Origin of the sequence: Vibrio sp. SCSIO 43136, assembly GCF_023716565.1 — a bacterium.
Classification (GTDB): Bacteria; Pseudomonadota; Gammaproteobacteria; order Enterobacterales; family Vibrionaceae; genus Vibrio.
Genome location: NZ_CP071848.1, coordinates 2,146,857 through 2,159,983 on the forward strand (window position 1 = coordinate 2,146,857; position 13,127 = coordinate 2,159,983).

At 46.4% G+C, this 13,127-nt stretch carries 16 protein-coding genes; 7 read left to right on the forward strand and 9 right to left on the reverse strand.

Annotated features, from left to right (window positions below; translation table 11 throughout):
• Positions 1-32: 32 nt before the first annotated feature.
• Genes menH through J4N39_RS10125 form a run of 3 tightly spaced genes read right to left on the reverse strand, consistent with a single transcriptional unit; the run spans position 33 to position 3,812 of the window.
• Positions 33-818 carry a 2-succinyl-6-hydroxy-2,4-cyclohexadiene-1-carboxylate synthase gene (menH, locus tag J4N39_RS10115; protein WP_252018766.1) on the reverse strand — a complete coding sequence of 262 codons (786 nt, stop codon included), beginning with the start codon at positions 816-818 and terminating at the stop codon, positions 33-35.
• Positions 796-2,508, reverse strand: a complete 1,713-nt coding sequence (gene menD, locus J4N39_RS10120; protein ID WP_252018768.1) for a 2-succinyl-5-enolpyruvyl-6-hydroxy-3-cyclohexene-1-carboxylic-acid synthase — start codon at positions 2,506-2,508, stop codon at positions 796-798. Before menD ends, menH begins: the two co-directional genes overlap by 23 nt.
• Positions 2,505-3,812: an isochorismate synthase gene (locus tag J4N39_RS10125; protein WP_252018779.1), complete on the reverse strand. Its 1,308-nt coding sequence runs from the start codon at positions 3,810-3,812 to the stop codon at positions 2,505-2,507. Before J4N39_RS10125 ends, menD begins: the two co-directional genes overlap by 4 nt.
• A 305-nt stretch (positions 3,813-4,117) precedes the next feature.
• Between J4N39_RS10125 and J4N39_RS10130 the strand changes: the two genes are divergently transcribed.
• From J4N39_RS10130 to J4N39_RS10150, 5 genes are all read left to right on the forward strand, one after another.
• The gene (locus J4N39_RS10130; protein ID WP_252018781.1) at positions 4,118-5,332 is read left to right on the forward strand and encodes a pyridoxal phosphate-dependent aminotransferase; all 1,215 of its coding nucleotides are present in this window, start codon (positions 4,118-4,120) and stop codon (positions 5,330-5,332) included.
• Positions 5,333-5,407: 75 nt separating this feature from the next.
• A complete protein-coding gene (gene yfbR / locus J4N39_RS10135) occupies positions 5,408-5,992 on the forward strand; it encodes a 5'-deoxynucleotidase (RefSeq protein WP_252018783.1) in 585 nt (194 codons plus the stop codon).
• Between the two features lie 44 nt (positions 5,993-6,036).
• Positions 6,037-7,365: an anti-phage deoxyguanosine triphosphatase gene (locus J4N39_RS10140; protein WP_252018785.1), complete on the forward strand. Its 1,329-nt coding sequence runs from the start codon at positions 6,037-6,039 to the stop codon at positions 7,363-7,365.
• Between the two features lie 76 nt (positions 7,366-7,441).
• A complete protein-coding gene (locus J4N39_RS10145) occupies positions 7,442-7,684 on the forward strand; it encodes a type II toxin-antitoxin system ParD family antitoxin (RefSeq protein ID WP_252018788.1) in 243 nt (80 codons plus the stop codon).
• Positions 7,681-7,980, forward strand: a complete 300-nt coding sequence (locus J4N39_RS10150) for a type II toxin-antitoxin system RelE/ParE family toxin (protein ID WP_252018790.1) — start codon at positions 7,681-7,683, stop codon at positions 7,978-7,980. The genes J4N39_RS10145 and J4N39_RS10150 overlap by 4 nt, the downstream gene beginning before the upstream one ends.
• Positions 7,981-7,992: 12 nt before the next feature.
• Here J4N39_RS10150 and J4N39_RS10155 read toward each other — a convergent pair whose 3' ends face one another.
• Complete coding sequence (locus J4N39_RS10155; protein ID WP_286036800.1) at positions 7,993-8,589, reverse strand: tRNA-uridine aminocarboxypropyltransferase; 597 nt, start codon at positions 8,587-8,589, stop codon at positions 7,993-7,995.
• Positions 8,590-8,594: 5 nt separating this feature from the next.
• Between J4N39_RS10155 and rrtA the strand changes: the two genes are divergently transcribed.
• The gene (gene rrtA / locus J4N39_RS10160; RefSeq protein WP_252018794.1) at positions 8,595-9,146 is read left to right on the forward strand and encodes a rhombosortase; all 552 of its coding nucleotides are present in this window, start codon (positions 8,595-8,597) and stop codon (positions 9,144-9,146) included.
• A gap of 73 nt (positions 9,147-9,219) precedes the next feature.
• On the forward strand, positions 9,220-9,507 hold the full coding sequence (locus J4N39_RS10165; RefSeq protein WP_252018796.1) for a hypothetical protein: 288 nt from the start codon (positions 9,220-9,222) through the stop codon (positions 9,505-9,507).
• 61 nt (positions 9,508-9,568) lie between these two features.
• Here J4N39_RS10165 and J4N39_RS10170 read toward each other — a convergent pair whose 3' ends face one another.
• From J4N39_RS10170 to hbs, 5 genes are all read right to left on the reverse strand, one after another.
• The gene (locus J4N39_RS10170; RefSeq protein WP_252018799.1) at positions 9,569-9,826 is read right to left on the reverse strand and encodes a CcdB family protein; all 258 of its coding nucleotides are present in this window, start codon (positions 9,824-9,826) and stop codon (positions 9,569-9,571) included.
• Between the two features lie 35 nt (positions 9,827-9,861).
• Positions 9,862-10,101 carry a type II toxin-antitoxin system CcdA family antitoxin gene (locus J4N39_RS10175; RefSeq protein ID WP_252018801.1) on the reverse strand — a complete coding sequence of 80 codons (240 nt, stop codon included), beginning with the start codon at positions 10,099-10,101 and terminating at the stop codon, positions 9,862-9,864.
• Between the two features lie 70 nt (positions 10,102-10,171).
• Positions 10,172-10,465: a ComEA family DNA-binding protein gene (locus J4N39_RS10180; protein ID WP_252018803.1), complete on the reverse strand. Its 294-nt coding sequence runs from the start codon at positions 10,463-10,465 to the stop codon at positions 10,172-10,174.
• A gap of 154 nt (positions 10,466-10,619) precedes the next feature.
• A complete protein-coding gene (gene ppiD, locus J4N39_RS10185) occupies positions 10,620-12,479 on the reverse strand; it encodes a peptidylprolyl isomerase (RefSeq protein ID WP_252018805.1) in 1,860 nt (619 codons plus the stop codon).
• Between the two features lie 205 nt (positions 12,480-12,684).
• A complete protein-coding gene (gene hbs / locus J4N39_RS10190; protein ID WP_252018807.1) occupies positions 12,685-12,957 on the reverse strand; it encodes a non-specific DNA-binding protein Hbs in 273 nt (90 codons plus the stop codon).
• Positions 12,958-13,127 lie beyond the last annotated feature (170 nt).

The following is a 13,127-nucleotide window of genomic DNA, read 5'->3' on the forward strand; positions in this document are numbered from 1 at the left end:
TTTTACCTTTTGTTGTTCTTTGAATCCACTGCCTAAGCGGCAGTCACCGTTTTTCTGACGACATCCGCAAAAGCCTGCGGCTGTTCATGATGTACATTGTGCCCGGCATTGTCGATTTGGCTAAAAGCCAACTCACTATGCTTCGCTATGTTGAGAAATTTGCTGTCTTCGCTTCCACACACATAATGCAGTGGAACGGGTAATTGTTTGAGCGGCTCGAGTAGATAAGGCTGTTTCCCTAACGAGGTCGCTTGCAGCATCTGGGCAATACTTTGACCATCATTATGGGAGCGTCGTTCAATCAGTTTTTGTCTTTGCTCATCATTTAGTGAACTAAACACGCTTTGCTGATACCAGTCGCGTAATACTTGCTCAATCGGCTCGCTTGCAAACCGAGATGCCCATTTCGAGTCATTAATCATTCGGTCAGCCTTAGCAATATCATCTTGAAGGCCAAAATTGCCACCTTCTAATACTACGGCGACCAATCCTTGAAGATCGATAAGTTGCTTGCTCAAGCCATACATCAAAATTCGCGAACCTAAAGAGTAGCCAACCAGCGCCCAAGGTCGACCTGTTGAGATCACATTTTGTAGACTTGATTGCAGCCCATGACAGCAAGTGGTGAAAGTTTCACCACTTCTAATTGGTGTATCACCATGGGCAGGTAACTCGATAGCAACGCATGGGAAATCTGTTAGGTGCTGAGCACATGCTTGCCAATCATCTGCGTCGCCTAACAGTCCGTGAACAAACACTAAGACTGGGCGCTGCACATTGGACTGGTTAGGTCGATTAAGCCAGTGGGTGCTGAACATATTGCTCTATGGTTTGACTTAATTGTTTGAGATGCTTTGAGGCGCTTTGAGGTTCGGTCAACACTTCAACCACTAAAGTGCCACTTCCTGAGTTGATATGATTGACCACCACCTGCTCAGTTTCCACCAATGTATTGGGGGCTTGATACCCAAGCTGAAACTGCATTGCGGCATGCTCAAAGGTCATGGCGTGAGGCATTTGATAAAGTGCGCTGCGTTTTTGCTCCGGCACAGGCAACATATCGAATATAGCGCCACCATCATTATTGACCACGATAATCACCACAGGCTGGCTGACGTTGCGCATCAACGCCAGTGAATTAATATCATGCAAAAGTGACGTATCACCAATCAGCATCACCATTGGCTTGCTTCTTGATTGTTGTACGCCGGAGGCTGTAGCAACCAAACCATCAATGCCTGATGCCCCTCGATTGGTAAACACTTCTCTAGCACTCAATGCGCCAAGCATATCCACCAAACGAACAATTAAGCTGTTGCCAATAAACAGATCTACATCAGGTGCGAGCCAAGTATCTATGTCTCGCGCTAAGGTCACTTCTTGGGTCTTTTCAAATGAGAGCGATTGAATTTGTGTTTTACACCATTCTATGGCAGGTAGTGATGCGTCGTTCCACTTGGCTTGAAGAGGCAACTCAGGTAGTTGCTGCGACTCAATCCAATGGATAGCACAGTCTATAAAACGCTGCTGCTGAAGGTGCGAAGGGTTGAGCCGACTTGGGTTGGCATCCACTAACACCCACTCCAAATGCGACTGATGACATTCAAACCACTGGCTAAAACGTTTCGATACCAATCGAGCACCAAACTGCACCACCAGCTCTGCCTGACCTAATTGGGTGGCTAATTCTGAGTTTTTAAGCCACAAGTCATAGTGCTGCCAAGGTGAAGATACCCCAGACTGAGGGTCGCACAAACAAGGCCAACCAAGTTGCTGAGCAAAGCGCTTGGCCCGCTTGGCTTGAGCGAGGCTCACCTGACCGATCACAATCACACCTTTGCTGTGCCAAATATTCGTTGGCAATGCAGACGGAGCAATATCTGATTGATTGAGTTGACACCAGTGGGAATCTTCATCGAGCCAAGAAGCGATTGGAGCTAGGTAATCACTGGTTTGGGCTAGCTTTTCTTCACCGTATAACGGCTCTGGAAACGCACAGTTGATGTGAATTGCACCGTGTCGCTGTGCTTGAACCGAAAGGCCTTGCTCTAAAGTGGTCAGTAGCCAATTGGGCGTGATATTTTCACTAGGCGACGGCAAGGCTACCTGCCAGTTAACATGATGGCTAAATATATCTCGCTGCTCTATCGCCTGATTTGCCCCACAATCTATTAGTGTTTGCGGGCGATCAGCAGTTAACAGGATGAGTTTCTCACCGGTCAGCTTAGCTTCTGCCACTGCTGGCAATAGATTCGCCACGGCGGTGCCCGAGGTAACGACAATCGCAACGGGGCGACGAGAGGCTTTCGCTAAGCCTAATGCGTAAAAACCCAAACCTCGTTCGTCATAGTGACTATGTAACGTCAGTTTAGGGTGGAGGTCTGCTTCTAATGTCAGTGGCGTAGAGCGAGAACCGGGTGCAACACAAACATGTTCAACTTGATGACGAGCTAAGGTTTCTAATGTCAACCAAGCCCATGTCCTATTTATGCTTGCTTGTGGGATCATGAAGCGACACCGAGTGGTGACTGTTCGGTAAGCAACGAAAGCAGTGTGGACATTTTTCTGTCTAACTCCTGCCACTCAAATTCACTGTCAGAGCCCGGAACAATGCCTGCCCCAGCAAACAGCTGAATTTGATCATGCAATACCAAAGCACTGCGAATGGCAACACAAAATTCCGCTCTTTCATGGCTGATAAATCCCACGGAACCTGCATACCAGCCACGAGCAAAGGCTTCATTTTCAGCGATATAGGCCAACGCATCTTCGCGTGGCAATCCTGCGACTGCTGCGGTTGGTTGCAGCGCAGCCAAAAGCTGAACACCATTCACACCCGCTTTTAGCTCAGCTTGGATCTCTCGTTTGAGGTGCTGTACTTTACGCAGACGAATCAAACGCGTCTCTTGCTGCACTTCTAACTGCTCGGCATGAGGGGTAAGTGATTGCAAGATGTCATCTACCACATACTGGTTTTCTTGCAAGTTTTTCTTATCTTGGCTTAGCCAATTGGCTAACGCCATGTCTTCTTGGGCATCAACACCACGACCAATGGTTCCTGCCAGTGCCTCAGTGTAAAGCTGAGTGCCGTAACGACTATATAAACGTTCTGGTGTTGAACCGATGAATGCGTGCTTACTGTCCAGCGCCATCAAAAAATGAAAACTGTGGTGATTAGCATTGGCGCTAGCTTTCAGTAGCTGCGCTGCGGCAATCGCACAATCCAGTGTGACATCTGTACGGCGCGCCAGAACCACTTTCTTAAACTCACCCTGTTGAATGTGCTGCAACGCATCATCTACCGTTTCACACCAATCGGTATAATTAGGGGTATGGCTGATACCGACAACATTTGCAGGTAGCGGCTGAATAGGAGAATACTCTTCTACTAAACGACGCAGCGCTTGAATGGCTTTGTCTTTACCACTGTTAAGATTCACGCTCAGTGTAAGCGCATCGTCGTAGCGTGTAAGTTCCACTTGAGGTAAAAAGAAAAACGACCCCATACAGCGACGGTTTTTCTCACTGGCACAATCAAACGAGCGGCCACCCCATACTCGCTGGCCCTCACCCAAAACGGCGTAAGCAGGCGCAGGCTGCGCAAAAACGTGCTCTTGACCAAGTGCAACGACTTCTTCACGGGTATCTCGAGATTGCCAGTAGAATTTAGGATAATGCGGCTGGGCTTCTAACCAGTCGATAAAAGAGAACTCAGTCTCTGGATGAAAAGGCTGACATACACGGCATGCGTCGCTTGAAGCGCTGTTGATACGCTCGATTAATGCATTAACTGTCTGCTCGAAGTGCGACAAACCCACCTCACTCGTGAAAAGAAAATTGGGAAAGATTTTAGATGGTTACTCTATTGTCTGATGCCTGATAGATCAAGGCTCTAGGTAGCAAAACGCGTACTAGTGACAGAATAAACGGGTACTCTAGTACGTTAGAGGTATTTGTAACCACTATAGCTATTCAACTTCTTTCAAATCCAACACTGCCAGCTGGCTATTTTGCAAACAATTGTTCCGAAATTACTTTGGTGGCAGATATTTATTCTATAAGAATGGAAAATAGTGTACTTTAAGAAAGTATTATAGATAAAAACGGAAGCATAACAATGGAAAATATCGGGATGTCGCAAAAACTCGATAATGTCTGCTATGACATTCGAGGTCCTGTGCTCAAACATGCTAAGCGCATGGAGGAAGAAGGGCATAAAATACTAAAACTAAACATCGGCAACCCGGCCCCATTTGGATTTGACGCCCCAGACGAGATTCTTGTGGACGTAATTCGCAACTTGCCGACCTCTCAAGGGTACTGCGACTCTAAAGGCATCTATTCTGCTCGTAAGGCAGTAGTTCAACACTACCAGAAGAAAGGCCTACTGAATCTAGATGTTGAAGATGTCTATATTGGTAACGGGGTTTCAGAGCTGATAGTCATGGCGATGCAAGCCTTACTCAACAATGGCGATGAAATGCTGGTACCTGCGCCAGATTACCCACTTTGGACTGCGGGTGTTTCTCTGTCAGGTGGTAAAGCCGTGCACTACCTTTGTGACGAAGAAGCTGACTGGTACCCAGATCTTGACGATATTCGCGCTAAGATCACCCCAAATACCCGCGGCATCGTCTTGATTAACCCCAACAATCCAACGGGTGCGGTATACAGCCGCGACTTCCTTTTAGAAGTGATCGAAATTGCACGCCAGAATAACCTCATCATCTTTGCCGATGAGATTTACGACAAAGTCCTGTATGACGGTGCAACACATACGTCGATTGCTACCCTTGCAGACGACGTGCTTATGGTCACCTTCAACGGAATCTCCAAAGCGTATCGTGTCTGTGGTTTCCGCGGCGGTTGGATGTTCATGACAGGTCCTAAGCATTTGGCAAAAGGTTATGTCGACGGTCTGGACATGCTGAGCTCCATGCGTCTCTGTGCCAATGTTCCGATGCAACACGCAATCCAAACAGCACTAGGCGGCTATCAAAGCATCAATGAGCTGATCTTACCGGGTGGGCGATTGCTTGAACAACGAGATAAAGCTTATGAGCTTATCACTCAAATCCCTGGCATTACTTGTGTTAAGCCTAAAGGGGCGATGTACCTGTTCCCTAAACTGGATGTGAAAAAGTTCAACATCACCGACGACCAAAAGTTTGTTTACGACTTTTTGGTCCAAGAGAAGGTGTTACTGGTTCAAGGCAGCGGTTTCAATTGGCCTAAGCCGGATCACTTCCGTATCGTGACCTTACCGCATATCGAAGATCTAGAGAGTGCCATTGGACGATTAGACAGATTCTTGTCTACATATCGCCAATAATTAGAACACGCTAAGCGCACCGCAAGGTGCGCTTTTTGGTTATACTGTGTTCAAGAATTAGCACAAGGCAGTACTATGAAACGCAGTCACTTTTTTGCCCACCTCGCCCGCATGAAGCTCATCCAGCGTTGGCCATTAATGCGCTCAATCACCCAAGAAAACATTTCCGAGCACAGCTTACAGGTGGCCTTTGTTGCCCACGCATTGGCACTAATCAAAAACAAAAAGTTTGGCGGTAACGTTAATCCTGAGCGTATCGCCCTATTAGGCATGTACCACGATACCAGCGAAGTGCTCACCGGTGACCTTCCAACACCCGTCAAATACTACAATCCAGCCATTGCTAACGAGTACAAAAAAATTGAAGCTGCAGCAGAAGAGAAACTGCTCTCAATGTTACCTGAAGAATTCCAAGAGGATTTTAAACCTTTCTTGGTTTCAACCGCTGCTGACAAAGAAGAAGCCGCCATTGTTAAGCAAGCCGATAGAATTTGTGCCTACCTTAAGTGCCTTGAAGAGCTCTCTGCAGGCAATCACGAGTTTGAACAAGCGAAAAAGCGCCTTGATGACACCTTGCGTGAGTGCCAAACCGAGGAGATGAACTACTTTTTGACGGTATTTGCCGACAGTTTTAGCATGTCGCTAGACGAAATTAGCTAACTGGCTGTAAAGTAATAAAAATAACTAATTAGGTGGAGCGACGGATGGCAGAAAACACCAATCTTTGGATAGCGCGCTACGGCGATGAACAAAAAACTCGTCGAGATGACCATCGGGACCCTTTTCAACGCGACCGAGCTCGCATCCTTCACTCCGCCGCATTTCGTCGCCTGCAAGCCAAAACTCAGATCCATGGTACTGGCACCAATGACTTTCACCGAACTCGCCTCACCCACTCGCTTGAAGCGGCGCAACTTGGATCAGGTATCCGAGCCCAGTTAAAACGCAAGCAACCACAATATGCCGGCTTAATGCCGTCAGGCAGTTTGATGGAAGCGCTGTGTTTAGCTCATGACATTGGTCATCCACCATTTGGTCATGGGGGGGAAATTGCTCTGAACTACATGATGCGAGACCACGGCGGCTTTGAGGGCAATGCGCAAACTTTTCGCATCATCACTCGTCTAGAGCCCTATACCCAACACCATGGTATGAACCTAACTCGACGTACCGTGCTCGGTCTAATCAAGTACCCAGCGCTTATCAGTCAAGCACAAGCGTCCAAGTTGCCTCAGCCTGTCGCTTCTCCTCGTCAGCTCAAAGCGGATTTGTGGAAACCCGCAAAAGGTATTTATGATCTCGATAGTGACCTGCTCGAGTGGGTGCTTTCCCCGCTCAGCGACAATGATCGAGCGCTGTTCTCATCTATGCGTGCAGCGAATTATCCCGACGATGAACACAAGAAAACCAAGTTTAAGTCTTTCGATTGTTCCATCATGGAGCTTGCCGATGACATTGCTTACGGTGTCCATGACTTAGAAGATGCCATTGTACTAGGCATAGTGACGAGAAATCAGTGGCAAGAACAAGCGGCGAGTAAATTGGCAGAATGCGGGGACCCTTGGTTTGAAGCCAATATTCAACAGATCAGCGACAAGCTCTTTTCTGGTGAACACTACTTACGCAAAGACGCCATCGGTGGCATCGTCAATGCACTATTAACCTGCATCACCATCGAACAGATTGACCCAGAGTTTGGCTTTGATTCTGAGTTACTCAACTATAACGCCGTCATGACCCCATCAATGGCCATAGCCCTTGAGATCTTTAAAACGTTTGTGAGTGACTACGTCATCCAAATCCCCGAGGTTCAAATCGCAGAATACAAGGGCCAGCAATTGGTAATGGATCTGTTTGAAGCGCTGAGCGCCGACCCTAAACGGCTACTACCAAAAGCCACTGGGACGAAGTGGCAGCAAGCCACCGATGAGCTTGAACAAATGCGTCTCATCGCAGACTACGTCTCTGCCATGACCGATGGCTACGCCCAAAAACTTCATCAACAACTGTTTTCATCGCACAGTGGGACTTAAACTGACTGGTAGCAACCTTGTGACCATATAGGATTAGTACCATAATTAGGTATTCTTTGGTATTTAGGACTTTTTCATGGCTAAAAATACAAGTATTACTTTGGGTAAACACTTTGATGGCTTTATTGCGGATCAAATCCAAAGTGGTCGCTATAATTCTGCAAGTGAAGTCATTCGCTCGGCATTACGTTTACTCGAATCTCAAGAAACCAAGATGCACACCTTGCGCCAGTTGCTGGTCGAAGGTGAAGAAAGTGGTACTGCCGACTATGATCTTGACTCCTTCATTGAAGAGCTGGATGAAGAACCCAATCGATGAAGCCTTTTCAATTAACTAATCGAGCAAAATTGGATTTAAAAGATATCGCTATCTTCACAGCTCGTAGATGGGGGCGTGAGCAAAGGAACCTCTATCTGAAGCAGTTTGATGACTCGTTTTGGTTACTTGCTGAAAACCCAGATATCGGAAAAATTTGTGATGAGATCCGCCAAGGATATCGGAAATTCCCTCAAGGTAGCCATGTGATTTTTTACCGACTTATTGGCAATCAAAAAATTGAAATTATTCGTATCTTGCATAAAAGCATGGACGTAAATCCCCTCTTTGCTCGCTAGGCTGTAAGGTCTTTAATCCCCAAAATGCTTTTTACGAACTTCCGGTGGTATCTGGGCTAGTTGCTGCTCCATCATTGCTTCAAAAGCATCTAGCAGTGGTTGCGGCTTACAAGCAGTGTCTAATTGCTCTAAGAGGTGATAACCCGCCTCTACCGTCGATAACGCATTATCTGACGGTGACTTTCGGATCTTATAGTTGCCTTGTAAATCTTCTGGTAGCGCAATACATGGAAGGTTACGCAGATTAATTGAGATTTGGCGCATTTTGTACGCCTTCTTCCAAGTACCATCGAGCAGTATTACTCTCAGCTTTCCACTAATAGTTGCCGCCTGCTCTAGTGAGTTGGCCTGTTCAGCTGGAAATAACACCCAGTGGGTCACATCAGGTTCAGCAAGCAATTGATTTAACTCGTCATGCTGACTAAAGTCTTCACCAACAAAGGTTTTGCAGTGTGATAGGCCAAGTTGCAAGATCGCCGCCGTCCCTTTTGCTCGCCCAACTTCCGTCGGGTGTTGCAGAATGATAAGCTCAAGTCGATTCTCCACTGGAGTAATCAGTGAGCATATACACATTGCTTTTCCACATTGAGAACAGTATCGAGACGTCATAGAAGATGTTACCTAGCTTAATCATTACCAGCCTCATTATGGTGCTGGCTCAATTGCCCGCATTACACCCTCTCCTCAACTGGGATGCAAGCCTTATTCAACAGGGCCAGTATTGGCGAATCTTAACCGCTCACTTTACCCACACTAACTGGACCCATTTAGCGATGAATTGTGCTGGGTTATGGGTGATTTGCTGGTTTTTCCGTGATAGTTGGTCAACGAAACGTTTTTGGATGGCGCTCACTGTGATAAGTCTTTTGGTGAGCATGACCTTGCCACTGACTAACACCCAATGGTACGCAGGATTGTCTGCTGTGCTTCATGGGCTATTTGCTTTGTTTGCGGTAATTGAAATCATCAATGGTCGTCACACTAGTGTGTGGTTATTGGTAGGACTTACAGTAAAAATAGGTTGGGAAAATCTCGCAGGGCCATCACACAGTACCGAGGCAATGATTAACGCAAGAGTGGCTGTCGAGGCCCACTTAGCGGGCGCTATTGCCGGGCTATTGCTTGGGTTGACTATCTACTTGAGAAAAAGATTAGATATTAAATAATTTTTGCTTATCAAAAAGGGGGCAAATCGATATGCTTAGGTTCGTCAGAGACTAATAGAGAAGATTTATCTTCATGCGCTTTATTGCCCAAAGACTGATCCCAGTGACTATCTTTTTGCTCATTATTGGCCAGCTATTTGGCTACGGGCAGACTGGGGCTGAATGGTATTTTTACTTCAGTGACCACACTAACCAAGACATCGTTGTCGGCTACCCATTTAACTACATCAATTACAACGGTAAGTTTGATAGCTGGCATTTTCACGTCGACCGCTTCGCAATGAGTGCCATTTTTTGTGCAGTTTCTGTGGCTATTGCTAGGTTTGCTCAGCGCAATCTAGTTAAAACTAAACAGAAGTAACTCATTGCGGTGAATCGAGTTCTTGAGTATTGGTAATAGAGATCTACTGGGAGTAAACGAATCAAAAGCCCAAGAACAGCATGTCCAACGCATCCATAACTTCTTTATGATGGTCACTCAAATCGGTAACGAATTCTCTTAGTTCTATTTGAGATACTGCAGCAAGGAACTGTGTCAACATAACAATTTGCTTACCTTCTACCTCGAAAATCGGATTAAGCGTATTCGCAGGCTTAGGTGAACTGTCATATTCAAGAAGAGGAACGACGACTCTGGTTGTTAGACCATCAAGTAAGTCAGTTTGTAAGTCGAGTAGCAAGTTATTGTCATTGCGTTAAACACTCAATCTAGGCATCAATAAGATTTAAATCTTGCAAGTGGGAGCCCATGCATCTCCACGTAGTTATTTGAGCTTTCTATTGCAACTTGATTTTCTTCCAGCCAAAGCGATTTCTTTAGCTCGTTACTGCTTACATCAATAGCCTGCTCAGAATTTCGTGGTTTGCACTTAGTCAGTTCAACACTTTCACTCAACGTCTTACTCGGTGAGCTTGGTCCAATGAACTGATATTTACCTGACTCTACTGGGTTCATAAAGGTTTCCAAATCACACCAACACCTCTTGCAGTGTAAGCGATGTTGGTGCGTTTTTCACTATCGGCCACTAGAGCTTGATACGCTCACGATTCTTCTCAACCGTCGCATTGCCAATCCCTTTCACTTCTGCTAGCTCATCGGCCGACTTGAACTTGCCATTGGCATCTCGGTATTCAACGATCTTTTCCGCTTTAGATTGCCCGATACCTTTTAGCAAGGTTGCCAACTCTTGGGCGGTTGCGGTGTTGATGTTCACCGTGATTTCAATGCCTTCATACTTATCTGCTTTGGTTTCTTCGGCAATTGATAGTGGCGATAAAATCAACGCTATACTCAATAGCAGAGTTTTCAACGCATTCATAAACGCTCCTTGTAGTTGTGAGTGACTGAATTTTAGGGGGGGAACGTCAATAACAATGAGCGTCACGAAAGGAAAAATGAAGCGGGTTTTACTCAAAACAAAACGGGCTGCATAGCGCAGCCCGTTTGATAAACAGCATGTTTACATCGATGAATTAGTTGGTTTCCACAACGTAATACTCGATATCAGCCTCGTTGCGTAGCGTCGTCAGAGTTGCTTCTAGGTCTTGCTGCGCTGTCGTTCTTACCAACTGAGCACCGATTTGCTCATTGTATGCTGGCTCAATTTCAGCTTTCACACCGGTAAGTTCAACAATCACAATGTTACCCTGCATATCTTGCGTCTTAGCGAACTCAGGTTGACCTTCTGCAGGCTTAACCATCGCAAATACTGTATTTGCTAGTGGGTTACCGCGGTCAATGCTTTCAGACTCACCAAACGCTAGCTCATTAGCTTCTAGAGAGCTGGTGTTGCCTTCTTTAAGCTCTGCAATCAGGCTCTCACCTAACTCACTTGCTTGCTTCTCAGCTTTCGCTTTTGCCGCAAGCTCTTGCGCTTGTGCTTTCACTTCCTCAAGAGGAAGAACCGTTTCATCACGTTGGTCATCCACACGAACAACAATCACGTGCTCAGGAGCCACTTCAACTACCGCAGAGTTAAGACCAGTGTCTTTTACTTCTGGATCGAGAATTGCTTGCATTACGCTTGGCGTCAGTAACACCTGAGGTGCATCGGCTTGCGAAACGAAGTCAGTGTTAACCACAGTGCCATCGATAGCTTGTGCTGCATCTTCTAGTGAATCTGGGAATTCAAATGCAACGCGCTCAAGTTCAGTTTGAAGCTCGTAGAAGCGCTCAATCGCCTGCGAATCTTGCAATTCTTGGGTGATGTCCGCAGCAACTTGCTCAAATGGCTTAGCTTCAGGTGCTTTTAGCTCGTCCAGTTTAATGATGTGGTAACCAAAGCCAGACTTTACAAGACCCGTCATTTCACCAGCGTTTTGCAGTGCGAAAGCTGCTTCTTCAAACGCAGGGTCCGTTGCACCACGCTCGATCCAACCTAGAGAACCGCCTTCTTCAGCGCTGCCTGGGTCTTCAGATTTCTCTTGAGCCACTTGCACAAAATCAGCGCCTGCGTTGATTTCATCAAGGATTGCCTGAGCTTTTGCTTCGTCATCGCCTTGAACTAGGATGTGGCTAAGCTTGCGCTGCTCTTCAGTAGAGTAAAGCGCTAGGTGCTCATCGTAGTATGTCTTCGCTTGCTCTTCAGAAACACTGATTTGGTCTTTAAGTGCAGCAGCAGATAGCTCAACGTAACCCACTTTCACTTGCTCTGGACGAGTAAACTGAGCTGGGTTTTGTTGGTAATAGGTTTGTAGCTCTTCGTCTGAGATTTCAACATTCGCTGCGAATTTCTCGACGTCTAGCGTTAGTGTGCGGATATCACGCTGCTGAGTGATCAGCAGGCCCTGAGACTCAACTTCACTTGGCAGGCTAAACTCACTACCTTGCAGTGCAAGCAGCAGCTGGTTACGAACTTCATCTCGACGAACCGTTTCAGCGTAGCCTTCAGGAGTGAAACCCGCACGGCGAAGTGCTTGTGCATAAATTTCTTGGTCGAACTTACCATCGTTTTGGAAGTACGGCATCTCAACGATCATTTGACGTACTTGCTCATCGCTGATGCGTAGACCTAGCGACTTAGCGTGTTGCTCAAGCAGGATATCGTTGATCATGCGATCAAGAACTGATTTGCGGAATTGTTGAGCGTAGCTTGGGTCGCCTAGTAGAGTGGCAAAGTAATCACCTAGCTGTGCTTGCATACGATTACGTTCGTTTTGGTAAGCTTGCTCAAACTCACCACGGCTGATTTCTACGTCGCCCACTTTAGCTGCTGCCGCTGCACCACCGCCAAGGTAGCCACTTACACCAGTAAAGATGAAAGAAAGAATGATGACCCCAAGGATCACCTTAATTGCGACGCTGTTTGCGCCATCGCGCAACCGATCCATCATGACTTAAATACTCTCCAAAAAATGGCCGCTAGCCTTGTGCTCACGCGGCGTGCTCAATTGAGCGGACTTGTGTCGATAATATCAGAAAAAGAAATGCGCACCATATAGATGCGCATTTTTGAGAGATTATTATCAGCGTTTTTCGGCGAGTTTTACCAAACGCTGACTTTTTAATCAGCTAATTCTTACCAAAAGCGGTATTTGATTAGTTACAAGCGTCTTTAAGCGCTTTACCAGCTTTGAAAGATGGTACTTTCGCTTCTGCGATTTGGATCTCTTCACCAGTCTTAGGGTTACGACCTGTACGAGCTGCACGAGTACGTACGCTGAAAGTACCGAAGCCAACTAGTGCAACTTGGTCGTCTGATTGAAGAGTATCACTTACAGCTTCGATGAATGCGTCTAGAGCACGGCCTGCTGAAGCTTTAGAAATGTCTGCGTTTTCTGCGATTTTTTCTACTAATTGTGTTTTGTTCACTTTAGGTTCCCCTTTACTGCCAACTACGTTCCTTTAGTGGCATTCGTTCCATTAAATAGATTAGTTATTTTTAGGCAAGCCCTTGTGGATAAAGGCGTTACCCTTGGTGATTTAACTTAGCGCCCAGAAAAAACGCTGACAAGCCTTTTGAGCGTTGTCAGCGGATTTCT

Bases quoted from the DNA above. Each gene is read 5' to 3' on its own strand.
- menH (WP_252018766.1), bottom strand. From the start codon at position 818: ATGTTCAGCACCCACTGGCTTAATCGACCTAACCAGTCCAATGTGCAG.
- menD (WP_252018768.1), bottom strand. From the start codon at position 2,508: ATGATCCCACAAGCAAGCATAAATAGGACATGGGCTTGGTTGACATTA.
- J4N39_RS10130 (WP_252018781.1), top strand. From the start codon at position 4,118: ATGGAAAATATCGGGATGTCGCAAAAACTCGATAATGTCTGCTATGAC.
- yfbR (WP_252018783.1), top strand. From the start codon at position 5,408: ATGAAACGCAGTCACTTTTTTGCCCACCTCGCCCGCATGAAGCTCATC.
- J4N39_RS10140 (WP_252018785.1), top strand. From the start codon at position 6,037: ATGGCAGAAAACACCAATCTTTGGATAGCGCGCTACGGCGATGAACAA.
- J4N39_RS10145 (WP_252018788.1), top strand. From the start codon at position 7,442: ATGGCTAAAAATACAAGTATTACTTTGGGTAAACACTTTGATGGCTTT.
- J4N39_RS10150 (WP_252018790.1), top strand. From the start codon at position 7,681: ATGAAGCCTTTTCAATTAACTAATCGAGCAAAATTGGATTTAAAAGAT.
- J4N39_RS10155 (WP_286036800.1), bottom strand. From the start codon at position 8,589: ATGACGTCTCGATACTGTTCTCAATGTGGAAAAGCAATGTGTATATGC.
- rrtA (WP_252018794.1), top strand. From the start codon at position 8,595: ATGTTACCTAGCTTAATCATTACCAGCCTCATTATGGTGCTGGCTCAA.
- J4N39_RS10165 (WP_252018796.1), top strand. From the start codon at position 9,220: ATGCGCTTTATTGCCCAAAGACTGATCCCAGTGACTATCTTTTTGCTC.
- J4N39_RS10175 (WP_252018801.1), bottom strand. From the start codon at position 10,101: ATGAACCCAGTAGAGTCAGGTAAATATCAGTTCATTGGACCAAGCTCA.
- J4N39_RS10180 (WP_252018803.1), bottom strand. From the start codon at position 10,465: ATGAATGCGTTGAAAACTCTGCTATTGAGTATAGCGTTGATTTTATCG.
- ppiD (WP_252018805.1), bottom strand. From the start codon at position 12,479: ATGATGGATCGGTTGCGCGATGGCGCAAACAGCGTCGCAATTAAGGTG.